Annotated in this window: 18 protein-coding genes and 2 pseudogenes; 16 read left to right on the forward strand and 4 right to left on the reverse strand. The window is 67.2% G+C overall.

Annotation, left to right across the window (positions count from 1 at the left end; translation table 11 throughout):
• The 5 genes and pseudogenes from BLQ28_RS00505 to BLQ28_RS00520 all read left to right on the forward strand — a co-directional run.
• Window positions 1-3965, forward strand: a pseudogene (locus tag BLQ28_RS00505) (hemagglutinin); the annotation flags it as partial.
• Window positions 3966-4283 (forward strand): annotated as a pseudogene (locus tag BLQ28_RS33480) (YadA-like family protein); the annotation flags it as partial. It lies immediately after the preceding pseudogene.
• A gap of 103 nt (window positions 4284-4386) precedes the next feature.
• Window positions 4387-5523: a DUF2827 domain-containing protein gene (locus tag BLQ28_RS00510; protein ID WP_093236617.1), complete on the forward strand. Its 1137-nt coding sequence runs from the start codon at window positions 4387-4389 to the stop codon at window positions 5521-5523.
• Entirely contained in the window at window positions 5520-6647 is a 1128-nt protein-coding gene (locus tag BLQ28_RS00515) for a DUF2827 domain-containing protein (RefSeq protein ID WP_093236618.1), read from the forward strand. Before BLQ28_RS00510 ends, BLQ28_RS00515 begins: the two co-directional genes overlap by 4 nt.
• Complete coding sequence (locus BLQ28_RS00520) at window positions 6644-7264, forward strand: hypothetical protein (RefSeq protein ID WP_093236619.1); 621 nt, start codon at window positions 6644-6646, stop codon at window positions 7262-7264. Before BLQ28_RS00515 ends, BLQ28_RS00520 begins: the two co-directional genes overlap by 4 nt.
• Before the next feature lie 41 nt (window positions 7265-7305).
• Here the strand turns inward: BLQ28_RS00520 and BLQ28_RS00525 are convergent, their stop codons facing one another.
• Entirely contained in the window at window positions 7306-8157 is an 852-nt protein-coding gene (locus BLQ28_RS00525; RefSeq protein WP_093237631.1) for a helix-turn-helix domain-containing protein, read from the reverse strand.
• Between the two features lie 130 nt (window positions 8158-8287).
• Between BLQ28_RS00525 and BLQ28_RS00530 the strand changes: the two genes are divergently transcribed.
• Window positions 8288-8701 (forward strand): hypothetical protein, encoded by a 414-nt coding sequence (locus BLQ28_RS00530; RefSeq protein WP_093236620.1) that lies wholly within the window; start codon window positions 8288-8290, stop codon window positions 8699-8701.
• Between the two features lie 181 nt (window positions 8702-8882).
• Window positions 8883-11750 (forward strand): aconitate hydratase, encoded by a 2868-nt coding sequence (locus BLQ28_RS00535; RefSeq protein WP_093236621.1) that lies wholly within the window; start codon window positions 8883-8885, stop codon window positions 11748-11750.
• A gap of 18 nt (window positions 11751-11768) precedes the next feature.
• Here the strand turns inward: BLQ28_RS00535 and BLQ28_RS00540 are convergent, their stop codons facing one another.
• On the reverse strand, window positions 11769-13232 hold the full coding sequence (locus BLQ28_RS00540; RefSeq protein WP_256327127.1) for a C13 family peptidase: 1464 nt from the start codon (window positions 13230-13232) through the stop codon (window positions 11769-11771).
• 82 nt (window positions 13233-13314) lie between these two features.
• Here BLQ28_RS00540 and BLQ28_RS00545 point away from each other — a divergent pair, with 82 nt between their 5' ends.
• From BLQ28_RS00545 to BLQ28_RS00585, 9 genes are all read left to right on the forward strand, one after another.
• On the forward strand, window positions 13315-13776 hold the full coding sequence (locus BLQ28_RS00545; protein WP_093236622.1) for a metallophosphoesterase family protein: 462 nt from the start codon (window positions 13315-13317) through the stop codon (window positions 13774-13776).
• 155 nt (window positions 13777-13931) lie between these two features.
• Entirely contained in the window at window positions 13932-14768 is an 837-nt protein-coding gene (gene efeU, locus BLQ28_RS00550; RefSeq protein ID WP_093236623.1) for an iron uptake transporter permease EfeU, read from the forward strand.
• 8 nt (window positions 14769-14776) lie between these two features.
• The gene (gene efeO / locus BLQ28_RS00555) at window positions 14777-15976 is read left to right on the forward strand and encodes an iron uptake system protein EfeO (protein ID WP_093236624.1); all 1200 of its coding nucleotides are present in this window, start codon (window positions 14777-14779) and stop codon (window positions 15974-15976) included.
• Window positions 15977-15995: 19 nt separating this feature from the next.
• Window positions 15996-17318 (forward strand): iron uptake transporter deferrochelatase/peroxidase subunit, encoded by a 1323-nt coding sequence (efeB, locus tag BLQ28_RS00560; RefSeq protein WP_093236625.1) that lies wholly within the window; start codon window positions 15996-15998, stop codon window positions 17316-17318.
• Window positions 17319-17372: 54 nt separating this feature from the next.
• Window positions 17373-18209, forward strand: a complete 837-nt coding sequence (gene efeO, locus BLQ28_RS00565; RefSeq protein ID WP_093236626.1) for an iron uptake system protein EfeO — start codon at window positions 17373-17375, stop codon at window positions 18207-18209.
• 194 nt (window positions 18210-18403) lie between these two features.
• On the forward strand, window positions 18404-18703 hold the full coding sequence (locus tag BLQ28_RS00570; RefSeq protein WP_093236627.1) for a FeoA family protein: 300 nt from the start codon (window positions 18404-18406) through the stop codon (window positions 18701-18703).
• Complete coding sequence (locus BLQ28_RS00575; RefSeq protein WP_093236628.1) at window positions 18696-20591, forward strand: ferrous iron transporter B; 1896 nt, start codon at window positions 18696-18698, stop codon at window positions 20589-20591. Before BLQ28_RS00570 ends, BLQ28_RS00575 begins: the two co-directional genes overlap by 8 nt.
• 28 nt (window positions 20592-20619) lie before the next feature.
• Window positions 20620-20916, forward strand: coding sequence for a DUF6587 family protein (locus BLQ28_RS00580; protein WP_093236629.1), 297 nt, complete (start codon window positions 20620-20622; stop codon window positions 20914-20916).
• A 5-nt stretch (window positions 20917-20921) separates the two neighbouring features.
• Complete coding sequence (locus BLQ28_RS00585) at window positions 20922-22106, forward strand: FAD-dependent monooxygenase (protein WP_093236630.1); 1185 nt, start codon at window positions 20922-20924, stop codon at window positions 22104-22106.
• A gap of 63 nt (window positions 22107-22169) precedes the next feature.
• Here the strand turns inward: BLQ28_RS00585 and BLQ28_RS00590 are convergent, their stop codons facing one another.
• Together BLQ28_RS00590 and BLQ28_RS00595 are read right to left on the reverse strand one after the other, a co-directional pair.
• Window positions 22170-23420: a periplasmic substrate-binding domain-containing protein gene (locus tag BLQ28_RS00590; RefSeq protein WP_093236631.1), complete on the reverse strand. Its 1251-nt coding sequence runs from the start codon at window positions 23418-23420 to the stop codon at window positions 22170-22172.
• 70 nt (window positions 23421-23490) lie between these two features.
• A complete protein-coding gene (locus BLQ28_RS00595; RefSeq protein ID WP_093236632.1) occupies window positions 23491-24915 on the reverse strand; it encodes a reverse transcriptase family protein in 1425 nt (474 codons plus the stop codon).
• Window positions 24916-25066: the final 151 nt, after the last annotated feature.

The raw sequence follows: 25066 nt of genomic DNA on the forward strand, positions 1-25066 counted from the left end.
TGTCGACCTCGACCTCCACCGGGATCAGCAGTCTCTCGACTTCGACGTCCACCGGCCTGAGCACGGCGACGAGCAACATCGGTAGCCTGTCTACGTCCACCTCGACCGGCCTGAGCACGGCAACCAGCAGCATCAGCAGCCTGTCGACTGCGACTTCCACCGGCATCAGCAGCCTGTCGACCTCGACCTCCACCGGCCTGAGCACCGCGACGAGCGGCATCAACAGCCTGTCCACGGGCCTGAGCACTGCCAACAGCAACATCGGCAGCCTGTCGACCGGACTGGCCAACTCGGTGCAGTACGACGACGCAACCCATTCGAAGGTGACCCTGGGCGGCGTCGGGGCGACCACGCCGGTGGTCCTCACGAATGTCGCGCCAGGCGTGAACCCCACCGATGCGGTGAACTACAGCCAGTTGACCTCGCTGTCGACGACGTTCTCCAATGGCATCACGAGCCTGTCCACCGGCCTGAGCACCACCAACAGCAGCGTTGCCAGCCTGTCGACGTCGAGTTCGACGGGCCTGAGCACGGCGACGAGCAGCATCAGCAGCTTGTCGACCTCGACTTCCACCGGGATCAGCAGCCTGTCGACTTCGACGTCTACGGGCCTGAGCACCGCGACCAGCAGCATCGACAGCCTGTCGACCTCGACCTCTACGGGCCTGAGCACGGCGACGAGCAGCATCGGCAGCTTGTCGACTTCGACCTCCACCGGAATCAGCAGCCTGTCGACTTCGACGTCTACTGGCCTGAGCACGGCAACGAGCAGCATCAGCAGCTTGTCGACCTCGACGTCGACCGGCATCAGCAGCCTGTCGACTTCGACCTCGACCGGCTTGAGCACGGCGACCAGCAGCATCGGCAGCCTGTCGACCTCGACGTCCACCGGTCTGAGCACGGCAACGAGCAGCATCAGTAGTTTGTCGACCTCGACGTCGACCGGGATCAGCAGCCTGTCGACCTCGACCTCGACGGGTCTGAGCACGGCGACCAGCAGCATCAGCAGCCTGTCGACATCGACCTCCACCGGGATCAGCAGTCTGTCGACCTCGACCTCGACGGGTTTGAGCACGGCGACCAGCAGCATCAGCAGCTTGTCGACTTCGACCTCTACGGGCCTGAGCACCGCGACGAGCAGCATCGGCAGCCTGTCGACCTCCACCTCGACGGGTCTGAGCACAGCGACGAGCAGCATCAGCAGCCTGTCGACCTCGACTTCTACGGGGATCAGCAGCCTGTCGACGTCGACTTCGACCGGCCTGAGCACGGCGACGAGCAGTATCAGCAGCTTGTCGACCTCGACGTCCACCGGGATCAGCAGCCTGTCGACTTCGACCTCCACGGGTCTGAGTACCGCGACGAGCAGCATCGGCAGCCTGTCGACCTCGACCTCCACGGGCCTGAGCACGGCGACCAGCAGCATCAGCAGCTTGTCGACCTCGACGTCGACCGGCATCAGCAGCCTGTCGACTTCGACGTCTACAGGTCTGAGCACGGCGACCAGCAGCATCAGCAGCCTGTCGACCTCGACCTCGACGGGCCTGAGCACCGCGACCAGCAGCATCGACAGCCTGTCGACCTCGACGTCCACTGGCCTGAGCACGGCGACGAGCAGCATCAGCAGCCTGTCGACATCGACATCCACCGGCCTGAGCACGGCAACGAGCAGCATCAGCAGCTTGTCGACCTCGACGTCGACCGGAATCAGCAGCCTGTCGACGTCGACCTCGACGGGTCTGAGCACGGCAACGAGCAGCATCAACAGCCTGTCGACCTCGACTTCGACGGGCCTGAGCACGGCGACCAGCAGCATCGGCAGCCTGTCCACGGCCCTGAGCACGACGACGAGCAGCATCGACAGCCTGTCGACGTCGGCCTCGACCGGTCTGAGCACGGCGACCAGCAGCATCAGCAGCCTGTCGACATCGACCTCTACGGGCTTGAGCACGGCGACGAGCAGTATCAGCAGCCTGTCGACCTCGACCTCGACGGGCCTGAGCACGGCGACGAGCAGCATCAGCAGCTTGTCGACCTCGACATCGACCGGGATCAGCAGCCTGTCGACTTCAACCTCGACCGGCTTGAGCACGGCGACGAGCAGCATCGGTAGCCTGTCGACGTCGACGTCTACCGGCTTGAGCACGGCGACCAGCAGTATCAGCAGCCTGTCGACTTCGACGTCTACCGGCCTGAGCACCGCGACCAGCAGCATCGACAGCCTGTCGACCTCGACCTCCACCGGCTTGAGCACGGCGACCAGCAGCATCAGCAGCCTGTCGACTTCGACCTCCACCGGGATCAGCAGCCTGTCGACCTCGACCTCGACGGGTCTGAGCACGGCGACCAGCAGCATCAGCAGCTTGTCGACCTCGACATCGACGGGCCTGAGCACGGCGACGAGCAGCATCGACAGCCTGTCGACCTCGACGTCTACCGGCTTGAGCACTGCGACGAGCAGCATCAGCAGCTTGTCGACATCGACGTCTACCGGCCTGAGCACGGCGACCAGCAGCATCAGCAGCCTGTCGACGTCGACCTCCACCGGTCTGAGTACCGCGACGAGCAGCATCGACAGCCTGTCGACCTCGACGTCTACCGGCCTGAGCACGGCGACGAGCAGCATCAGCAGCTTGTCGACCTCGACCTCGACCGGCATCAGCAGCCTGTCGACTTCGACGTCGACCGGTTTGAGCACGGCGACGAGCAGCATCGGCAGCCTGTCGACCTCGACTTCGACGGGTCTGAGCACTGCGACCAGCAGCATCAGCAGCCTGTCGACTTCGACCTCGACCGGCCTGAGCACCGCAACCAGCAGCATCGACAGCCTCTCAACGTCGACATCCACCGGCCTGAGCACGGCAACGAGCAGCATCGGCAGCCTGTCCACCGCGCTGAGCACGACGACGAGCGGCATCGCCAGCCTGTCGACCTCGACCTCGACGGGCCTGAGCACGGCGACCAGCAGCATCAGCAGCCTGTCGACCTCGACTTCCACGGGGATCAGCAGCCTGTCGACGTCGACCTCGACGGGTCTGAGCACGGCGACGAGCAGCATCAGCAGCTTGTCGACCTCGACTTCGACCGGCCTGAGCACTGCAACGAGCAGCATCAACAGCCTGTCGACGTCGACTTCGTCCGGCCTGAGCACCGCGACCAGCAGCATCGGCAGCCTGTCCACCGGCCTGAGCACGGCCACCAGCAACGTCAGCAGCCTGAGCACGGCGGTCAACGACATCAACACCAAGGGTGCGAAGTACTTCCACGCCAACTCGACGGCTCCGGACTCCAGCGCCACTGGGCAGGATTCGGTGGCGATCGGACCGCAGTCGGTGGCCAGCGGTGCCAACTCCTTCGCCGCAGGCAACGGCGCGAAGGCCACGGCCGACGGCGCGGTGGCGATCGGCTTCGGCGCCCAGGCGACGGGGGCCAATGCCATCGCGATCGGTTCGGGCGCACTTGCGACCGGCTCGCAGGCCATCGGTGTCAACTCGCGTGCGGGTGGCGGTGGCGTGGCGCTGGGCGACAACGCCGATGCGGGCGGCACAGTGCTGAGCCAGGCGCAGAACATCTCCAAGGGCACGGCCATCGGCTTCGGTGCGGTGGTGCAGCAAAGTGGTGGCGTGGCACTGGGCGCGGGCTCGGTGGCTTCCAGGGCTGCGGGCGTGGCCGGCTACGTGCCGGGCAATGCGACGGCGGAGCAGCAGGCAGCCATCGCAGCGACCACCAGCACGCAGGCCGCGGTGTCGGTGGGCGATGCCAACACCAACCAGTTCCGCCAGATCACCGGCGTGGCAGCGGGCTCGGCCGACAGCGACGCGACCAACGTGGCGCAGTTGAAGGCGGCGTCTGCGGCCTCGAAGGCCAGCAGCGTGCAGTACGCGACCAACCCGGATGGGTCGGTCAACTACAACCAGATCACGCTGGGTGCAGGCCAGGCCGCGGGCGGCACGCGCATCAGCAACGTGGCGCCGGGCATCTTGCCGGGTGACGCGGTCAACGTCGGGCAGTTGAACCAGGTGCAAGGCCAGGTGAACGAGGTGGCACGCATTGCCTACTCGGGCTCGGCCATGGCCTTTGCGATGTCGGGCACCTACCTGCCGACGCTGTACCCGGGCGAGAAGACGGTGGGCGTGGGCCTGGGCTCGTACAAGGGCTACAGCGCCGTGGCGCTGACCTTCAAGGCGCTGTCCGACGACGGCAAGATGTCCTGGGGCGCGGGTCTGTCGACCACGGGCAAGGAGTGGGGCATCAACGCCGGTATCGGCTGGAAGTGGAAGTAATCGGCATTTGCCGCCACTGATCCGGTCACCGGATCGGGTAACCTGCTGGCTCCCGCGCCCTCGGACGCGGGGGCCAGTTTGCTTTTCAAGACCTACATTTCATATGCGCATAGGCATTTCCGTCATCACCCGCGCGGGACAGAGCATCTGGGAGAACGGCCTCGGGCAGAACGTCGTGTTTCTCGCGCGCCTGTTCCAGCAACTGCCCTTCGTGCAATCGGTGGTGTTGATCGATGTGGGCGACCAGCAGGTCATGCCCGCGCAGGTCGACCTGAACGCCCTCGGAATGCGGCTGATGCGCGCGCACGAAGCCACCGACGAAGTCGACGTGATCATCGAGATGGCCGGTGCCCTCGATCCGCAATGGCTGTCCCTGCAGCGCGCGCGCGGCAAGAAGGTCGTGTACTACTGCGCCGGGCAGCCGTATGCGGCCCTGATCGAGCCGGCCGTGTTCGACAAGCCCGGTCTTTTCTCCCGCCCCGATCGCTGCGACGAAATCTGGCTGCTGCCCGAGTACCAGACCTTCGCGAGCTTCCAGCGCGTGCTGCATCGCTGCCCGGTGCGCGTCGTGCCGTATCTGTGGCATCCGCAGTTCCTCGAGCAGCGCATTGCCGAGGTCACGCAGCTGGGCTATCGCTTCGGCTGGCAGGCGGGCGTGGAGCGTGCCGGCCTGCGCGTGGCGATCTTCGAGCCCAACGTGTCGGTGGCCAAGACGTCGAGCATCTCGATGCTGGCCTGCGACGAGGCCTACCGCGCCGAACCGGGCAGCGTCGCGATGATGAACGTGCTCAACACGCTGCACATGAAGGACCATCCGACGATGCTGTACTTCGCGAACCAGCTGGACCTGGTGAAGCAGCACAAGGCACTGTTCCTGGGCAGGCACGACATCGTGGGCTTCATGGTCCAGAGCGCCGACGCGGTGGTGTCGCACCAGTGGACCAACGACCAGAACTACAGCTACCTCGATGCGCTCTACGGCGACTACCCGCTGGTGCACAACTCGCCCTGGCTGCATGGCTTTGGCGCAGGCTATTACTACCCCGGCTTCGAAGCAGCCGAAGGTGGCAGGCAGCTTCGACTTGCGGCCAGCGAACATGACGCGCGGCTGGCCGACTACCGGCAACGGTCGCGGCAGGTGTTCGACGCCGTCGATCCTTTCAACGCCGCGAACACCGAGGCCTATGCACGGCTCCTGCTCGATCTGCAGGCGAAAAACCCGACGGGCGTGACGGCATGAAGCAATTGAAAGTTGGCGTTTCCATCCTCGTGCGCAAGGGCGAGCAATCGCTCTGGGAAAACGGCATCTATCAGAACTGCCTGTTCTTCGTCATGCTGCTGCTGCGCTCGCCGCTCGTGAGCCAGGCGTTCCTGGTGACGGGCGGTGGCGACGGCTCGCCTGAAGACGCGAACTTCCTGGCCGATTCGCCAGTGCCCCTGATCGACATGACGCAAGCGGCGCAAGAGCTCGACGTGATGGTCGAGATGAGCGCGCAACTGGGCCGCGACTGGATGGTGGCGTTCCGCGAGCGCGGCGGCAAGATCGTGTCGATGCGCGTGGGGAACGACTACGTGATCGACATCGAGCGCATGGTGTTCGACAAGCCGCACGGCCTCTTGCTGACTGGCGCACCCTACGACGAGATCTGGACGATTCCCGAATACGAGGCCACCTGCGTGCCTTATTTCGCGAGCGGCTTCCGGGCGCCGGTGCGCATGGTGCCGCACCTGTGGAGCCCGCTGGTGCTGGACCGCGCCGCCGCCGGGCTGCCCGAAGGCCATCGTTTCGACTACCAGCCTGGCCGCAGGCGCTGGCGCGTCGCGATGTTCGAGCCCAACATCTGCATGGTGAAGACCAGCCACATTCCGCTGCTGTGCTGCGAGGTTGCGCACCGCGCCAACCCCGACCTGCTCGAACACGTCTACGCGTACAACACCTTCCACATGAAGGACCACCCGGTCTTCAACGGATTTGCCAACAGCCTGGACATCGTTCGCCACGGGCTGAGCACCTTCGAGGGGCGCTTCCCCACCTGGCAGGTGATGGCGTTCAACGTCGACGCGGTGGTCAGCCACCACTGGGAGAACGGCCAGAACTACCTCTATTACGAGGCCCTCTACGGCGGCTACCCACTGATCCACAACTCTCACCTGATCGGCGATTGCGGCTACCGCTATCACGACTTCGATTGCGAAGAGGGCGGGCGCGCGCTGCAACAGGCCTTTGCGACGCACGACGAAAACCTTGCCTCCTACCGCGAACGTGCGCGCCGCTTCATTGCCACGCTCGACCCGGAAAGCGACGAGAACGTGCGCATCTACACCGCCGCTTTCGAAAACCTCTGCGCTCGAGATCCACGATGAAGACAACGACACAACGACTCGGAAGACTGTGGCTCGTTGCGGCGACCCTTGCCGCCACCGGCGCGGCATTCGCACAAGGCGTACTCGTGCCGCAGGCACCCCCCGCCGTGCCGCAGGACACGCTCACGCGCGCGGCCACCAGCGTAGGCGTCAAGCGCTGCCTGCCTGCCATCACGCGGCTGGCGACGCTCACCGTGCAGGGAAGCCGCAGCCACGACGTGCTGCTCGACTGGGACCGCAAGCGCCCCGATGCCGGACCGATGTTCTCGCTGATCGGCATGGAGTTTCCGAATGCCGGCGTGGCTGCGTCGATCACCGCCATTCCTGATGACACCGGGGCCTGTACCGTATCGGCCGAGCGCATCTCGGTCGCGCCGTTCACCTGCGCGAGCGTTGCCGAGCAGGAATTGAAGAACTACAGGATGACGCGGCTGCTGCCGATCTACGCCGTCTACACCGACGACAAGGAGCCGACCTCGTCGGTCTCGCTGATCGATTCGCCGCCGGGCTGCCTGATCATTCGCCGGTATGTCGAGTACGGCTGGAGAGACCCCGCCGCGGTGCCGGCAGCTGCAGCACCGGCCGCGCCTGCGGGGCAGCCACCGAAGCGGCGTTAGGCGAAGCCAGTCACGCTGGCCGACGGATAGCGGCGCGAACTTCAGCCGGCCTGCTGCGCCGCCGCCGCCAGCGCAGTCAACGCCGCCGCCGTCTGCTCATCGGCCGGAAAGAACGACTCCACCGCCAGTTCCTGCAAGGTGACGTCGACCGGCGTGCCGAAGATCGTGATGGTGCTGATGAAGCTCAGCACGCCGCTCGGCATGACCACCTGGAAGGGCACGGCCACGGCCGACAGTGCGGTGTCGATGGCGGGTGCGTCGTGGCTCACGGCGGGCGCGGGGTAAGCCGCCAGTTCGTCGTGCAGCGACTGCAGCACCGCGTCGCCGGTGGCGGCGATCTGTTGCTGCAGCCGTTCGAGCAGATGGCTGCGCCATTGCGCGAGATTGGCGATGCGCGGTGCCACGCCGTCGGGGTGCAGGCTCAGGCGCAGTACGTTGATGGGCGCTTGCAGCAACTCGGGCGCAGCGCCTTCCATCAGCAAGGGCACCAGCGCGTTGTGCGCCACCAGGTTCCAGTGGCGGTCGACCGCCAGCGCGGGAAAAAGCTCGTGGCCTTTCAGCACCAGGTCCACCGCGCGCCGCGCCGCGGCCATCGCGGGGTCGTCGAGCGAACGCTGCCGGTACATCGGCGCAAAGCCGGCCGCCACCAGCAGCGCATTGCGTTCGCGCAGCGGCACCTCCAGGCGCTCGGCCAGCCGCAACACCATTTCCCGGCTGGGCGCGGCGCGGCCGGTTTCCACGTAGCTCAGGTGGCGCGTCGAGACTTCGGCCTCCTGCGCCAGATCGAGCTGGCTCAGGCGACGGTGGGTGCGCCAGTGCCGCAGGTGTGCGCCGAACGGATCGCGCGCGCCGGGCTGGGTGGCCTTGGACGAGTGGGTGCGGGTGGTGTTCATGGCCCGCATTCTGGCGCGGCGGCGCCGCGGCGCCATGACCTCCCAGGTCATCGACGCGATGCCCACCCGACGGAATCATTGGCTCCAACGCAGCAGGACTGGCTTGCCGCGTACCCCCAAGGAGATTCACATGTCCGTCTTTGCCTCCCCCCGTTTTCTGCCCAACGTCATGTGGGCCGACGCTGCGTCGTGCGCCGCGACCGGTGCGTTGCAGGTGGCGTTCACCGACGCCCTGGCCGCACTGACCGGGTTGCCGGCTGCGCTGCTGATGGGCACGGGTGTGTTCCTGCTGGCGTATGCGGCCGCTGCCGCCTTCATGGCCAGCCGCCGCACCCCGCCGCGCATGCTGATCGGCCTCGTGGTCGCGGGCAACTTCGGTTGGGCCGTCGCCTGCATCGCGCTGCTGGTCAGCGGCATGTTCACGATCACGGCGCTGGGCGTGGCCTGGGCGCTGGCGCAGGTGATCTGCGTGGTGGTGCTGGCGGAATTGCAATGGACCGGCCTGCGCCGCACCCGCCACAACGCGAACATGGCAATGGCGTGAAAGACCTTGCGCTCCGTTCAGGTAACACCGGGGAACCGGCCTGGCCGGGCCCCCGGTGCCGTCCTCGGCAGAGGGAAGAAAAGGCCCGCGCGACACGCAGTACGCGAAGACTGGGGGCAAGCCACGGTCATTGATCCCCGCTATCCTTGAGGCGCTTCCACGAACAAACAGGAGTTCCTCTATGGCCAAAGCACCGGCGCACGCCTTTGCGACCACCCTCAAGACCTTCAAGACCGCATCGGGCAAGTCCGGCAAATACTGGTCGCTGAAGGAACTGGCCAAGCAATACCCCACCATCGAGCGCCTGCCTGTCTCGATCCGCATCGTGCTCGAATCGGTGCTGCGCAATTGCGATGGGCAGAAGGTCTCGGCCAAGCACGTCGAAGAGCTGGCCCACTGGGCGCCCAACGCCGAGCGCACCGACGAAATTCCCTTCGTCGTCACCCGCGTGGTGCTGCAGGATTTCACCGGCGTTCCGCTGCTGGCCGACCTGGCCGCCATGCGCAGCGTGGCCGCCAAGCTGGGCAAGTCGCCCAAGACCATCGAGCCGCTGGTGCCCGTCGATCTGGTGGTCGACCACTCGGTGATGGTCGACTACTACGGCACGCCCAAGGCGCTCGACCTGAACATGAAGCTGGAGTTCCAGCGCAACAACGAGCGCTACCAGTTCATGAAGTGGGGCATGCAGGCCTTCGACACCTTCCGTGTCGTGCCGCCGGGCTTCGGCATCGTGCACCAGGTCAACCTCGAATACTTTGCGCGCGGCGTCTACAAGAGCCCGAACGACAAGGCTGACAAGCCGACCTACTACCCCGACTCGCTGGTCGGCACCGACAGCCACACCACCATGATCAACGGCATCGGCGTGGTCGGCTGGGGCGTGGGCGGCATCGAAGCCGAGGCCGCCATGCTGGGCCAGCCGGTCTACATGCTCACGCCCGACGTGGTGGGCTTCGAGCTCACCGGCAAGCTGCGCGAAGGCGTGACGGCCACCGACCTGGTGCTGTACGTCACGTCCATCCTGCGGGCCGAGAAGGTGGTGGGCAAGTTCGTCGAATTCTTTGGCCCCGGCGCCGCATCGATCGCCGTGCCCGACCGCGCGACCATTGGCAACATGGCGCCCGAATACGGCGCGACCATGGGCTTCTTCCCGGTCGACGAAATGACCGTGGCCTACTTCGAAGGCACCGGCCGCACCAAGGAAGAGGTCGAGCGCTTCGAGGCCTACTACAAGGCGCAGGGCCTGTTCGGCATGCCCGCCCCGGGCGAGATCGACTACACCAAGATCGTCAAGCTCGACCTGGGCACCGTGTCGCCCAGCCTCGCGGGCCCGAAGCGGCCGCAGGACCGCATCAATCTCGGCGATCTTTCCACCAAGTTCTCCGAGCTCTACAGCAAGCCCAACGACGCCAACGGCTTCAACCAGCCGGCCGACAAGCTCAAGCTGCGCTACCCGCTGGTCACGGCCGGCAAGGGCGACGACGAAGAGGCCGCGCCGCCGCCCGCGGGCGCACCGCTCGACGTGGTCGAGATGGTGGCCAACCGCTCGACCAAGGCCGCAGCGCACGTGAGCGCCACCGCGCCTTCGGCCCCCAAGGGCGAGGTGAGCATCGGCAATGGCGACGTGCTGATCGCCGCCATCACCTCGTGCACCAACACCTCGAACCCGAGCGTGATGCTGGCCGCCGGCCTGCTGGCCAAGAAGGCCGTCGAGGCGGGCCTGACGGTCAAGCCGCACGTGAAGACCTCGCTGGCCCCGGGTTCGCGCATCGTGACCGAATACCTCGAGAAGGCCGGCCTGCTGCCGTACCTCGAAAAGCTCGGCTTCTACCTGGCCGGCTACGGCTGCACCACCTGCATCGGCAATGCCGGCGACCTGACGCCCGAGATCAACGAAGCGATCACCAAGAACGACCTGATCGGCGCGGCCGTGCTCTCGGGCAACCGCAACTTCGAGGCGCGCATCCACCCGAACCTGAAGGCCAACTTCCTGGCCTCGCCGCCGCTGGTGGTGGCCTTCGCGATCGCGGGCAATGTCATGACCGACCTCATGACCGAGCCCGTGGGCAAGGGCAAGAACGGCAAGGACGTGTACCTGGGCGACATCTGGCCGACGCCGAAGGAGATCGACGACAACCTGCGCTTTGCGATGAACGCCAAGTCGTTCCGCGCGAACTACGACAAGGTCAAGACCGATCCGGGCAAGTTCTGGACGAGCATCAAGGGCACGAACGGCCAGGTCTACGACTGGCCGACCTCGACCTACATCGCCGAGCCGCCGTTCTTCGAGGGCTTCAAGATGAAGCCGCATGCGTCGGACGCGGGCGTCAAGGGCGCGCGCATCATGGCGCTGTTCGGTGACTCGATCACCACCGACCACATCTCGCCGGCCGGCTCGATCAAGGAAAGCTCGCCCGCGGGCATCTGGCTCAAGGCGCACGGCGTGGCCAAGGCCGACTTCAACAGCTACGGCTCGCGGCGCGGCAACCACGACGTGATGATGCGCGGCACCTTTGCCAACGTGCGCATCAAGAACCTGATGATTCCGCCGGACGCCAACGGCACGCAGGAAGAGGGCGGCGTCACGCTGTTCCAGCCGGGCAACCAGAAAATGTTCATCTACGACGCCGCCATGAAGTACATGGAAGCGGGCACCCCCACGGTGGTGTTCGGCGGCGAAGAGTACGGCACGGGCTCCTCGCGCGACTGGGCCGCCAAGGGCACGCAGCTGCTGGGCATCAAGGCCGTGGTGGCGCGCAGCTTCGAGCGCATCCACCGCGCCAACCTGGTCGGCATGGGCGTGCTGCCGCTGCAGTTCCGCGGCGCTGATTCATGGCAGACGCTGGGCCTGACGGGTGAAGAGCAGATCGACGTGGTGATCGGCAGCGAACTCAAGCCGCAGATGGACGTCAAGCTGGTCGTGCACCGTCCCGATGGCTCGCACCAGGAGGTGACGGTGCGCCTGCGCATCGACACGCCGATCGAGGTCGACTACTACAAGCACGGCGGCATCCTGCCGTTCGTGCTGCGCCAGCTGCTGACGGCCTGAGCGCCAGTCGGTCGATCCTTACTTGCCGGCGGCATCGAGCCGCTGTGCAAGTCGATCGAGCAGCGGTCGGATCTTCTCGCCGACGCTGATCTGCGGATTGGAAAATCCATCGTCCTTGCCGGCCTCGATCTCGCGTTCGCGGATCAGCGGCACGGCCGCTGCAAAGGCGGTCTCGAAGGAATGGGTCTTGCGCAGTTCCTCGTTGAACATCGCGCGGCCGAAGAAGGTCAGCTCCGACAGGCGCCCGCAGCCGTACGAGGTGTGGGTGGCGTCGGCGGCTGTCATCACCAGCGTGTGGTCGTCCGCCATCGGCTCGATCCATCCACCCGAATAGCAGGCCGACACCGCCACGACGCGGTTGCGGATGCCCGCGCCGTCGAGGGCCGTGCGCAGTTCCTCGGGCGTGAGCCAGGGCACCGACAGGGGCCAGTGCGCGGCGGCCAGCTTGTGGTCGCGCGCACCGTGCGAGGTGAGGTAGACCACCAGCAGGTCGTTGTCGCGGTCCATGCGCTGGGCCAGCGCTGCTACCGCCCGCTCCAGGTTGAGTGGCGTGGCCCAGGGCAGCGTGTCGGTCGTGGTGGCGTGGTTCATCAGGTGCAGCACATGGCCCTTGGCGTCGAAGCGGTCTTCGAGCAGTTGGGTGACCATGCGGCTCTCGCGCAGGAACACGTCTTCGGATGCATAAGGAGCGAACACCAGCGCGTAGACATTGGGCTGGCCCGCGCGGCGGCCGGCAATGCCGTTCACCGTGCGGTCCCACAGCGCCTGTTGCTGCTCGAAGACCTCCTGGGTCAGCTTCAGGCGCGGCCGTTCGGGCTCAGCGGATGCCGCACTGGCGTCGGGCGACCACACGCGCTCTTCGCTGTTGATCAGTTGCCAGAAGCCCAAGGCCAGCATCGCCACGAACGCTGGCACGAAGAGGGTGACCCGCCAGCGTGAGCCGACTTCGCGCGCCGTGAATCGCGCCAGCGCGATCACGATCCACGCGCAGGCGGTGCCGAAGATGATCCAGTAGCCCGTGGTGCTGGCGAGCATCGAGGGCAGCCAGCCGCGCGAATAACCCACATACAGCAAGGTGAGCAGCAGATTGCCCGGGAGCATGGCCCAGGTGGCGAGCGCGAACCAGCGCGCCAGTCCACCGCTTGCGGCCCTGCCGGAGAGCGCGCACCAGCCGAGCCATGCCAGCAGCCCCAGCGTCCAGAGCGGATTGAGGGCCGCGAGTGCATTGAGTTGCGCGGGGCCTTCCACCTGGAGGCGACTGATGCCGGCCCACAGAAGCTCGGGCAGCAGCACGAGCAACAGCAGTTGCCAGGGGGCGGGCGTGGCATCGATACCGGGTGTGCGCAGCAGGGCGGTGCGCAGGCCGCCGGCGATCCAGCGCCACAGGCTTGCGCGTGGCACGGCGGCGGGCGGAGGTGGCAGGGTCGGCATCTCTTTGGGTGTCTCGACGGCGGGCATCTGTGGGGTGGTGTCCTCGGGCATGGCGCCGATCATGCCTTGGCCTTTGGCATGCCCGGACGGTTGAATCGGCTGCCTTGGGGTTTGCGAGAATCACTTTCGCCTCATGCTTCGCATCTGCCTCATCTCCGACACGCATGGCCTCTTGCGGCCCGAGGCGCTCGCGTTCCTGCAAGGCAGCGACTTCATCGTCCATGGTGGCGACATCGGCAACGTCGGCATCCTGCAAGCGCTCGCGGCCATCGCGCCGCTGACCGTCGTGCGTGGCAACAACGACCGCGAACCTTGGGCCGAGGGCATTGCCGAGACCGAGCTTGTCACCTTCGGCGGCGTGCAGCTCTACGCCATTCATGACCTGGCTCAACTCGACATCGACCCGCAGGCAGCCGGTGTCCGCGTGGTGGTCTCGGGCCATTCGCACAAGCCGAAGATCGAGGAGCGCGATGGCGTTCTGTACGTCAATCCGGGCAGCGCGGGCCCGCGCCGGTTCAAGCTGCCCATCGCGGTGGCCGAGCTGTTGATCGACGGCGACGCCGTCAGTGCGCGCATCGTCGAACTCGGCGCCTGAGGCCGAGCAATCATTACCATTTGGCCATAAAAGCCCACAAATGAGAATGGATCTTATTTGATGGGTTATGCTCGATCGCTCCTCCGTGGAGCCAGCGTCGAGCGTTGCTGACCTGCCGGCTCCGGGGGCTTTTTCTGCCCTGAATTCCGAAGCCGATGCTCATCCCCTTTCTCATCATGCTGCGCGAAGGCATCGAAGCCGCGCTGATCGTCGGCATCGTTGCCAGCTACCTCAAGCAAAGCGGACGCGGCGCGCTGATGCCCGCGGTGTGGGTCGGCGTGCTGCTGGCCGCCGCGCTGTCGCTGTTCGCGGGCGCGGGCCTGCAACTGCTGGCGGCCGAGTTTCCGCAGAAGCAGCAGGAGCTGTTCGAGGGTGTGGTCGGGCTGATCGCGGTGGTCATGCTGACCTCGATGGTGTTCTGGATGCGCAAGGCCGCACGCTCCATCAAGGGCGAACTGCAGGCCTCCATCGACAAGGCGCTCACCAAGGGCGCGGACGGGCAGGGCTGGGCGCTGATCGGCATGGTCTTCCTGGCCGTGGCGCGCGAAGGGCTGGAGTCGGTGTTCTTCCTGCTGGCCGTGTTCCAGCAGAGCAGTGGCTGGGAAGCGCCCGTGGGCGCGCTCGCCGGCATCGCGGTGTCGGTGGCGCTCGGCTGGGGCCTTTATTCGGGGGGTGTGCGGCTCGATCTGCGGCGCTTCTTCCGCTACACGGGCCTGTTCATTCTTCTGGTGGCCGCGGGCCTGCTGGCCGGTGTGCTGCGCAAGCTGCACGAAGGCGGCGTGTGGAACCACCTGCAGACGGTGGTGTTCGACATGAGCGACACGCTGCCGATGGACAGCCCCGTGGGCGCCGTGCTCTCGGGCCTGCTGGGCTACCAGGCCGCGCCGGTGGTGGGCGAGGTCATCGTCTACCTGGCCTTCCTGGCTGTCGCCCTGTTCTTCTTCCTGCGCTCGCCTCCGGCGATGACGCCTCGCGCGGCGCCTGCGCGCTGAAACCTGCAATGTCCTCTTCTTCATCTCCCGAACCGAAAACGTCGTCTTCTTCTTCCAGCCTCATGCGTGTGGCGGTGGCCGTTTCGGCGCTGCTGGTCGTCGCCGGGCTCGCGGCCTTCTGGTACGCCTCGAACGAGGCCAAGAAGGCGCCGGCCAAGACGGCCGACAACGCCGTCACCGTCACGATCCAGGGCAACGCCTGCGAACCCAACGAGATCACCGTGCCGGCGGGGCGCACCACCTTCACCATCGTCAACAAGTCGAACCGCGCGCTCGAGTGGGAAATTCTCGACGGCGTGATGGTGGTGGAAGAGCGCGAGAACATCGCGCCGGGCTTCTCGCAGACCATGACGGTCAAGCTGTCGCCGGGCGATTTCGCCATCACCTGCGGGCTGTTGAGCAATCCGCGCGGCAAGCTGCACGTGACGCCGTCGGCGGCCTCGAAGGCCGAAGAGGCGCGGCCCTCGCTGGTCAACTATGTGGGTGCGCTGGCCGAGTACCAGGTGTTCCTGCGCCTCGAAGCCGGCACGCTGGAAGACGCGGTGCGCGGCCTGGCCGACGCCGTCAAGGCCGGTGACCTGCAACAGGCCCGCGCGCTCTATGCGCCGGCCCATCAGTCCTACAAGCGCATCGAGCCGATGGCCGAGTTGTTCGCCGATCTCGACACGCGCATCAACGCGCGCGCCGATTATTTCGAGAAGCGCGAGGCCGACCCCGGCTTCACCGGCTTCCATCGCATCGAGTACGCGCTCTACAGCCAGAACGACGTCAAGGGCCTGGCGCCCGTGGCCGATCGGCTGGTGGCCGACATCGGCGTGCTCAAGGAACGCCTGCGCGGGCTCAACATGCCGCCCGAACGCCTGGCGGGTTCCGCGTCCAAGCTGCTGCGCCGCGTGGCAGACAACCTGCCGGCCGGCGATGAAGACCACTACGGCCATGCCGAACTGGTGAACCTGCAGGGCACGCTCGAAGGCACCAGGAAGATTTCGGAGTTGCTGCAGCCGCTGCTGGTCAAGGCCGCGCCCGCGCTGCAAAAGAGCGTGGACGAGCGCTTCGCGGCCTTCGACGCCGCGCTGGCGCCGTACCGCGAAGGCGAGGGCTTCAAGGCCACGCCGCTCGACGAAGCACAGAGAAAGGCCATTGCAGACGCGGTGCGCGCGCTGGCCGACGAGCTCGGCAAGGTCAATGCCGCGCTCGGCCTCGAATGAGTTGAAGAAGAGAGCTCCCATGGAAAAGCCGATCCACGAATCCGCGCCCGCATCCGGGCAACCCGCTTCGCCGCACCGCCGCCGCATGCTTGGCGCAGCAGGTGTCGCCTTTGCCGGCCTCGCGGCCTCGGCCCATGCGGCCGTCGCACCTGCGGGCTCGCCCAATGCCCCCGATGCCGGTGCGCAAGTCACCGACGCGCCGCAGAGCAGCCACACGCAAGACCGCGTGCCCTTCCGTGGCAAGCACCAGGCGGGCATCGTCACGCCGCGCCCGACGGCCGGCATGGTCGCGTCGTTCTATGTGCTGGCCGAGAACCGCGCCGACCTGGAGCGGCTGTTCCGTACGCTCACCGACCGCATCGCCTTTCTGACGCAGGGTGGCCCGCAGACCGACCCGGACCCCAAGCTGCCGCCCGCCGGCTCCGGCATCCTCGGCCCGGTGGTGCAGCCCGATGGGCTGACGGTGACGGTGTCGGTCGGCCCTTCGCTGTTCGACGAACGCTTCGGCCTCGCGAAGAAGAAGCCCGTGCGGCTCAACCAGATGCAGCGCCACCCCAACGACGCGCTCGATGCGGCGTTGTGCCACGGCGACCTGTCGATCCAGTTCTGCGCCAACACGCCCGACGCCAACATCCACGCGCTGCGCGACATCATCAAGAACACGCCCGACCTGCTGGTGCTGCACTGGAAGCAAGAGGGCACCGTGCCGCCGATTCCGGCGGTGCCCGGCAAGCCGGCCGAGAGCGCGCGCAACTTCCTGGGTTTTCGCGACGGTTCGGCCAACCCCGATTCGGCCGACAACAAGCTCATGGACCACATCGTGTGGGTGCAGCCGGGCGGCGACGAGCCGGCCTGGGCCGTGGGCGGCAGCTACCAGGCGGTGCGGATCATCCGCAACTTCGTCGAGCGCTGGGACCGCACGCCGCTGCAGGAGCAGGAGGCCATCATGGGCCGCCTGAAGCCCACCGGCGCGCCGATGGACAGCGGCAAGACGGAGCACGACGTGCCCGACTACACCAAGGACCCCGAGGGCAAGGCCACGCCGATGGACGCGCACATCCGCCTGGCGAATCCGCGCACGAAGGCATCGGACGCGAACCTGATCTTGCGCCGGCCCTTCAACTACTCGAATGGCGTTACCAAGTCGGGCCAGCTCGAAATGGGGCTGCTTTTCATCTGCTACCAGGCCGACCTTGAAAAGGGCTTCATCGCGGTGCAGACGCGCCTGGATGGCGAGCCGCTCGAGGAATACATCAAGCCCATCGGTGGCGGCTTCTTCTTCACGCTGCCGGGCGTGCAGGACGAGCGCGACTGGCTGGGGCGCAGCCTGATGGCGGCCTGAAGCCGCGCCTTCAGAGACACAAGTTTTTTCACCACCGCTAGAACCAGGAGATCCATGACCGTGCAGTTCCGCCGCCACTTCCTCGCCACTTTCGTTGCAGGCTTCGCCGGGCTCTATGCCATGGGCGCGCAGGCCGCCGTGTCGCCGCTCGAACTGGTCGGACCGATCTCCGACTACAAGATCTACGTGGCCGAGAACGTGCGCAAACTGGCGACGGACACGCGCGCCTTCACCGCTGCGGTGAAGGCCGGCGACATCGAGAAGGCGAAAAAGCTGTACGCGCCGACGCGCACCAGCTACGAACGCATCGAGCCGGTGGCCGAACTGTTCAACGACCTCGACAAGTCGATCGACTCGCGAGCCGACGACCACGAGAAGGCCGAGAAAGACCCGGCCTTCGGCGGTTTCCACCGCATCGAGTACGGCCTGTGGGTGCAAAAGAGCACCAAGGAGCTGAACCCTGTGGCCGACAAGCTGCTGGCCGAGGTGCTCGAACTGCAAAAGCGCCTGGTCGCGCTGACCTTCCCGCCCGAGAAGGTGGTGGGCGGCGCCGCCGTGCTGATGGAAGAGGTGGCGGCCACCAAGATTTCGGGCGAAGAGAACCGCTACAGCCACACCGACCTGTGGGACTTCCAGTCGAACTTCGAGGGCGCCTACAAGATCGTCGAGTTGCTGCGCCCGCTGGTCGTGAAAGAAAACAAGGCCTTTTCGGACAAGACCGACGCCAACTTCAAGGTCGTGTTCGACACCCTGGCCAAGTACAAGACGGCCGACGGCGGCTTCGAGACGTACTCGAAGCTCACCGAGCGCGACCGCAAGATGCTGGCCGGCCGGGTGAACACGCTGGCCGAAGACCTGTCCAAACTGCGCGGCATGCTCGGCTTGAACTAGGCCCGCCCCCAGCCTGCGCGCACCGCGTGTCGCTTCGCGCCGGGGCAACACCTGCGGCCCGGCCAGGCTGGTTCCGCAGTGTTTCCGACCTTGCAGAGCCCTTTTTGAGCCGTGGTCAGGTTTTCGCGAGTGAGAATTGCTAGCATTCGGGTATTGCTTACTTGGCGCGCCGATATACAGGGCGCACTCTCACCGTGCACACCAATGACAACGGCGCAGCGCCGGCATCCGCCGTCCTGCACCTCGACCAGCTTCCCGACAACCAGTGGGCCACCGTGCTCGACGTCGCTCGCCCCGAGAGCGCCGACGACCGCGAACTCGTGCTGCGCCTGACCGAAATCGGCTTCGTGCCGGGCGAAGCGGTGCGTATCGTGGCCAGCGGCATTCCCGGACGCGAGCCGCTGGCGGTTCGCCTGGGCCACACCACCTTCGCGCTGCGCCGCCACGAGGCCGCGCTCATCCACGTGACGCCGGGGGCCGCAAACCATGGTTGAGGCCGTCATCCAGGGCCCCGGCGGTTTTGCCGCCACCGCGCAGCCGGGCCGCATTGCGCTGCTGGGCAACCCCAACTGCGGAAAGACCGCGCTCTTCAACCTGCTCACCGGCAGCCGCCAGAAGGTCGCCAACTACGCCGGCGTGACCGTCGAGCGCAAGGAAGGCACGCTGCGCACGCCCTCCGGTCGCCGCGTCTTCGTGCTCGACCTGCCGGGCGCCTACAGCCTGAACGCGCTCAGCGCCGACGAGGCCGTCACCCGCGACATCGTCACCGGCCAGAGCCAGGAAGCCTTGCCCGACCTGCTGGTGTGCGTGACCGACGCCACCAACCTGCGCCTGAACCTGCGGCTGGTGCTCGAAGCGAAGAAGCTCGGCCTGCCGATGGTGGTGGCGCTCAACATGACCGACATGGCCCGCAAGCAGGGCATCGTGGTCGACACCGCCGTGCTGTCGCGCGAACTGGGCCTGCCGGTGGTCGAGACCGTCGGCGTGCACACCGGTGGCGCGCAGAGCCTGCTCGTCGCACTCGACAAGCCCGTGGCCGCCGCTTCGCCGCAGCCCTGGCAGGCGCCCGGGCTCGACGACGTGCTCGCCACGCAGCGCGAGGTGCGCCGCATCCTCGGCCTGGCGGTGACCGAGCCGGTCGGCAGCCTGGCCACCAGCGACCGCATCGACCGTGTCGTGATGCACCCGCTGTGGGGCATGCTGGTGCTGGCCGTCACCATGTTCCTCATGTTCCAGGCCGTGTTCAGCTGGGCCACCGTGCCGATGGACGCCATCAAGGCCGGCACCGAGGCGCTTGGCGGTGTGCTCAAGGCGCACATGGCCGAAGGCATGCTGCAGAGCCTGCTGGTCGACGGCGTGATCGCGGGCGTGGGCGGCGTGATCGTCTTCCTGCCGCAGATCCTGATTCTTTTCCTCTTCATCCTCGCGCTCGAAGACTCCGGCTACCTGCCGCGCGCCGCCTTCCTGCTCGACCGCGTGATGGGCACCGTGGGTCTGTCGGGCCGCTCCTTCATTCCGCTGCTGTCGAGCTTTGCCTGCGCCATTCCGGGCGTGATGGCCACGCGCACCATCAGCAACTGGCGCGACCGCATCACGACCATCATGATCGCGCCGCTCATGACCTGTTCGGCGCGGCTGCCGGTGTATGCGCTGCTCATCGCCGCCTTCATTCCGGCGCGCACCGTGGGCGGCGTGTTCAACCTGCAGGGCGTGGTGCTGTTCGCGCTGTACGTGTTCGGCATCGTCTCGGCGATGGCCGTGGCCTGGGTGATGAAGCGCTTTCGCGACAACGCGCAGCATTCGCCGCTGATGATGGAACTGCCGGCCTACCGCTGGCCCAACCCACGCAACCTTGCGCTGGGGCTGTACGAGCGGGCGTGGATCTTCATCCAGCGTGTGGGCACGATCATCCTCACGCTCACGATCCTGCTGTGGTTCCTGTCGACCTTCCCGTCGCCACCCGAGGGCGCGACCGGCGCGGCCATCCAGTACAGCCTGGCCGGCATGATCGGCCGGGGCCTCGAACACATCTTCGCGCCCATCGGCTTCAACTGGCAGATCTCGATCGCGCTGGTGCCCGGCATGGCTGCACGCGAAGTGGCAGTCGGTGCGCTGGGCACGGTGTACGCGCTCTCGGCCACCGGCGAGGACGTGGCGGGCGCGCTCGAGCCACTGATCGCCGGGAGCTGGTCGCTGGCCACCGCGCTGTCGTTGCTGGTCTGGTACGTGTTCGCGCCGCAGTGCATCTCGACGCTGGCGGCCGTCAAGCGCGAAACCGGGTCGTGGAAGTACGTGTGGATCATGGCGGGCTACCTGTTCGCGCTGGCCTACGCGGCGTGCTTCATCACCTACCGCGTTGCACTGGCACTCGGAGCAGGTTAAAACCCGCAACGAAAGGTTTGAAGAAGAAATGGCACAGCAACTGATCGTTGGATTGATCGTCGCGGCGGCCGCGTTCTACGCGGTCTGGCGCTGGATGCCCGCAGGCTGGCGGCGCAGCGCGGCGCACAAGCTCGCGGCCGGCACGCACCGCGCCGGGCTGGTCGACCAGCAACGTGCCGACCAACTGGCGGCTTCGCTCGCCAAGACCTCGGGCTGCGGCTCCTGCGACACCTGCGGAAGCTGCGCCCCCAAGACACCCTTCAAACCGGAAGCCGACAAGGCCACCAGCCCGCACAGCACGCTGTCGTCCACGAACAGCCTCTGAGACCGATGCCCGCGCACATCCTCGTCGCCGGGGGCGGCATCGGGGGGCTGGCCACGGCGCTGGCGCTTTCCCGGAACCGGCACCGGGCCGACGTGTTCGAACAGGCCGCCGCCTTCGGCGAAATCGGTGCCGGCGTGCAGCTCGGCCCCAACGCCACGCGGCGCCTCCAGCAACTCGACCTGGGCCCGGGCCTGGCCGCCATCGCCGCGCGCCCCGACGCGCTCGTGGTCCACAGCGCCAGTAACGGTGCGCAGCTGGCCCGCCTGCCGCTCGGCGATGCCATGCAGCAGCGCTACGGCGCGCCTTACTTCTGTGTTCACCGTGCCGACCTTCATGGGCTGCTGCTTGATGCGGTGCGCGCGTGCGGCGGCGGCACGCTGGTCATCGGCGCGCACATCGGGCAGATCGAAACCAGCGACGACCTCGTGTGCGTGTCCAGCACCGACGCGCGCGCTTGGGAGGGCGAGGCGCTCGTTGGCGCCGATGGCCTCTGGAGCATTGCGCGGCGGCAGCTCGATGCGGCCTCGGCCGCCGAGTCGCCACGCATGACCGGCCACACGGCTTGGCGGGCGCTGGTCGAGCAATCGAAATTGCCCGCGGCATTGCGCCGCACGCAGGTCGACGTGTGGCTCGGTCCGCGCCTGCATGCGGTGGCGTACCCGGTGCGCGGCGGCGACTGGCTCAACGTGGTGGTCATCGCCGAATCCGCACCAGCCGGCGATGCGCGCGACTGGGACCAGACCAGCAGCATCGCCGCCCTGAAGCAGGCCATGGGCCGCAGCTGCGCCGGCCTGCAGACCTTGCTCGACGCCATGCCCGGCTGGCGTGCCTGGACGCTCAGCGACCGCGCCCCCGTTGCCAGTGCTGCCGACATGGCGCACGAGCGCGTCGCGCTGGTGGGCGATGCGGCGCATCCGATGGTTCCTTACCTGGCGCAAGGCGCCGGCATGGCGATCGAAGACGCGTTGGCGCTGGCCGACGCACTCGGCCACGGCAGCGCGGCCGAAGTGCCGGCCGCCTTTTCGCGCTATGCCGACGTGCGATGGGCGCGCAACGCGCGGGTGCAGGCGAAGGCGCGCCGCAACGGCGAAATCTTCCACGCCACGGGCGCCGTGCGCCTGGGCCGCGACATGGCGATGCGCATGCTCGGCCCGAAGCTGCTCGACCAGCCCTGGCTGTACGGGGGCTGAAGACGGCGGCAGGGTACGGCGCTTGAGTACGGCGGCGCATGTAGGCGCCGCCGTCGGCGCGCCTCAGAGCCTGAAGGTCTGCAGGTGCTCGATGCGCTCGGCGAGCCCTTCTTGCCCCAGGTAGTGGCCGTGCTTGCCATCGGCCATCTTCGCGAGCGAGGTTTCCAGTTCGAGCAGCATGGCATCGCGGTCCGCCACGAAGGCCGGCGGCACATCGATGCCCGCCTGTGCGCAGGCGTCCGCGATCAGGTGCGCGCTCGCGGGTGCGCCGCAGGCGGCGCACTTCACGATGGCCGCGACATTGGGCTCGGCGCCGTTGGCCAGCAGCGCGCTGGTGAGTTCGGGGGCGATTTGTCCGTCGATGTTGCGCAGCGCATCCGCCGCCACCGGCGCGCCCGCGCGCACCAGCGCCGCGGCGGTGGCAAAGGCGCCGTGCCCGACGGCGATGTCGGTTGCGAGCGCGCTGCCATGCACCGGCCCCTCGAAACTCACGCCGGCGGCCGCGAGCTGCACGATCAGCGCCGCGTCGTCAGTGGCAATCGCATGGCGCAGCGCCACGCGCGCAAGAGCTGGTCGATGGCGCAGCGTGGCCTCGGCCAGCGGTGTGCGCCAGTCGAGCACGGCGCGGGAATAGAAGGCGACCAGCTTGTCCATCAGGTCGAGGTCCAGTCCGTGGTCCTGGTGCCGGTCGTCGAGGTATTCGAGCAAGGTCTGCCCCGAGAAGTAGTCGCCCGCCGGGGCCAGCGGATCTTCTTCGAGGTGCAGTGCCGCGAAGGCGCCGTGCAGGTCGGTCGCGACGGTGGTCACGCCGTCTTCGTGCAAGGCATGCGTCCAGGCGGGCGGCAGGCCCTTCTTCCACGCGACGATGTGGCCGTGTTCGGCGCCGGGCTCGACCACCGCGTAGATGCGGTCGGTGTACTCGAAGCCGCCGAACGGCAGGTGCGTGAGCTTGCCGCTCCACGGCGTGCCGCTTTCGTCGGCGGCGTCTTCGGCCAGCTCCTGCTCGTGCTCGATCCAGCCCTGCAGGTCGTGGTAGCCGTCGCTGCCGTCCCAGAACAATTCCGTCCAGCTGATGGCCTCGATGTTGCCGTTCATCTCGAGCGTCAGGTCGTAGTCGAGCCGGCCACCCGACGTCTGCTGCCACAGCGCGACCAGTGCCTCGGGCAGGGGCCCCGCGCACAGCGCCTGCACGGCCGCGATCTGCTGCGCCGGCATCGGCGGCTGCGCATCGAAGATCACGCGGTCTGCGAACAGCACGATGCCGTGCTTGCGCAGGGTGGAGAGCTCGTCGGGTGCAAACCGGATGTCGTTCATGGCAGTGATCTCCGTTGTTTCCAAAAATGTAGCGCTTTACGCAGACGGAGCAAGCCTTGCCACCTCTATTTCATGAGGGTGGTTGCGTCGTGTGCGGCGTTATCTGCGTCGTCATGTGCGTCGTCACCTGCGGCCATTCGATGCGGTCGAACAGGCGCATCAGCCGGACCTTGCGGCCGTGGTTGAACTGCCCGATCCACGCGATGTGGCCCAGCAGGTGGCCGCGAAAGTCACTCACCCTTGCGCGGTTCTGGCCCGTGGGGCCGTGTAGCACGCATTGATGCAGCACGGCTTTCAGCCGGTCGAAGTCTTCGCGCGGCGCATTCGCCTTCTGGTTGACGACCACGCCGGTCACGCGTTGCTGGCGGTGTTGCGGCATGCAGCGCACCTTGCGCGGATGGAGCGTGAAGCCTTCATCGGCCGCGATGCCGCCGACCCAGGCCCTCAACGCCGTGAACTGGCTGCGCAGCGATGCGGGTCCCGAGAACACGAGGTCGTCGGCATAGCGCGTGTAGGTGGCACCGAAGACCCACGCCAGCCCTTCGAGCCGCAGGTCGAGCCGGAAGGCGCAGAGGTTCGCGAGCGCGGGCGAACACGGCGAGCCTTGCGGCAGATGCGGTGCAGCCAGGCGCCTGGCGCCCAGCCAGTCGAGGCCACCGTCGTCACGCAGCCGTTCCACCACCGCGCTGTCGGTGCGGTGCGTGCACAGCGCGGTGAGGGCGCGCGCCACGCCCTCGGGGTAGCCCAGCGTGCGCCACGTCGCGTGCACGCGCGAGGCGCGAACGCTAGCAAAGAAATCGCACAGGTCGAAGCCGATCACCACCTCCTTGCCGGCATGCGCGGCCGCGTGGCTGGCGACAGAGCGGCCCTGCACGAAGCCGTGCGCCGCTTCGTGCACGGGCACGTGCTGCAGCAGGTCGTCGAGGATGCGGCGCTGCACGCGCTTCAGGTCGGCCTTTGGGATCTCCAGCAGACGAAGGCCGCCGAGGCGCTTGGGCTGCAACTGGTAGCGGTAGTGGGAGGCGGGGCGCGCACCGGCCGCGTCGGGCTCGCGAAAGCCTTGTGCCGCCGATGTGAGCCATGCCAGGCGCTCGGGATCAAGCTCAAGCCACTGCGCGAGTTCGGACAGCGTGGGAACGTGCGGCAAAGCGAAGTGGTCCAGGCCCATCGGCCGCGGCAGCATCTCCGCAGGTCGCAGGATGATTCGCCGGACGCGGGGCAGATCGTCCTGCGCGAAGGCGAGGTCCAGCTCGGGCATGTCGTGGATCGCCTTCGCCAGCGCGGGCAGATCGGTGCGCCGCCATGTGGCTTGCGAGCGATTGCCGAGCGCTTCGGCGAAGGGCTTGAGCCACGGCGGGTCGGCGCCCAGCGTCGCGGCGGCCCGCGCACGCAGCGCATCGGGCGCGGTGCCGCCGGGCTGCCTGGCGTCGGCCAGCAAGGCCCGCGCAAGGCTGCGGGCCAGCCATTCCCTGTAGCTCAACGCGCGCGTCGTCATGAAGGTGATGAGGCCGATCGATGAAGGTGGGCGGCAACCAGCCCTTCAACCAGCCGGTGATGCGCCAGCCGTGCTGCGCGTCAGCGCAGTCGGGCTTGCGCGCCGGAACGTGTAGCCATCCATCCACCGCGGGGTTTCCCCGCAGCACAAG

Origin of the sequence: Variovorax sp. EL159 (assembly GCF_900100965.1) — a bacterium.
GTDB lineage: Bacteria > Pseudomonadota > Gammaproteobacteria > Burkholderiales > Burkholderiaceae_C > Variovorax.

Bases quoted from the DNA above. Each gene is read 5' to 3' on its own strand.
- efeU (WP_093236623.1), top strand. From the start codon at position 13,932: ATGCTCATCCCCTTTCTCATCATGCTGCGCGAAGGCATCGAAGCCGCG.
- BLQ28_RS00520 (WP_093236619.1), top strand. From the start codon at position 6,644: ATGAAGACAACGACACAACGACTCGGAAGACTGTGGCTCGTTGCGGCG.
- BLQ28_RS00590 (WP_093236631.1), bottom strand. From the start codon at position 23,420: ATGAACGACATCCGGTTTGCACCCGACGAGCTCTCCACCCTGCGCAAG.
- BLQ28_RS00575 (WP_093236628.1), top strand. From the start codon at position 18,696: ATGGTTGAGGCCGTCATCCAGGGCCCCGGCGGTTTTGCCGCCACCGCG.
- BLQ28_RS00580 (WP_093236629.1), top strand. From the start codon at position 20,620: ATGGCACAGCAACTGATCGTTGGATTGATCGTCGCGGCGGCCGCGTTC.
- BLQ28_RS00535 (WP_093236621.1), top strand. From the start codon at position 8,883: ATGGCCAAAGCACCGGCGCACGCCTTTGCGACCACCCTCAAGACCTTC.
- BLQ28_RS00510 (WP_093236617.1), top strand. From the start codon at position 4,387: ATGCGCATAGGCATTTCCGTCATCACCCGCGCGGGACAGAGCATCTGG.
- BLQ28_RS00525 (WP_093237631.1), bottom strand. From the start codon at position 8,157: ATGAACACCACCCGCACCCACTCGTCCAAGGCCACCCAGCCCGGCGCG.
- BLQ28_RS00545 (WP_093236622.1), top strand. From the start codon at position 13,315: ATGCTTCGCATCTGCCTCATCTCCGACACGCATGGCCTCTTGCGGCCC.
- efeO (WP_093236626.1), top strand. From the start codon at position 17,373: ATGACCGTGCAGTTCCGCCGCCACTTCCTCGCCACTTTCGTTGCAGGC.
- BLQ28_RS00585 (WP_093236630.1), top strand. From the start codon at position 20,922: ATGCCCGCGCACATCCTCGTCGCCGGGGGCGGCATCGGGGGGCTGGCC.
- BLQ28_RS00595 (WP_093236632.1), bottom strand. From the start codon at position 24,915: ATGACGACGCGCGCGTTGAGCTACAGGGAATGGCTGGCCCGCAGCCTT.
- BLQ28_RS00530 (WP_093236620.1), top strand. From the start codon at position 8,288: ATGTCCGTCTTTGCCTCCCCCCGTTTTCTGCCCAACGTCATGTGGGCC.
- BLQ28_RS00540 (WP_256327127.1), bottom strand. From the start codon at position 13,232: ATGCCCGAGGACACCACCCCACAGATGCCCGCCGTCGAGACACCCAAA.
- efeB (WP_093236625.1), top strand. From the start codon at position 15,996: ATGGAAAAGCCGATCCACGAATCCGCGCCCGCATCCGGGCAACCCGCT.
- BLQ28_RS00515 (WP_093236618.1), top strand. From the start codon at position 5,520: ATGAAGCAATTGAAAGTTGGCGTTTCCATCCTCGTGCGCAAGGGCGAG.
- efeO (WP_093236624.1), top strand. From the start codon at position 14,777: ATGTCCTCTTCTTCATCTCCCGAACCGAAAACGTCGTCTTCTTCTTCC.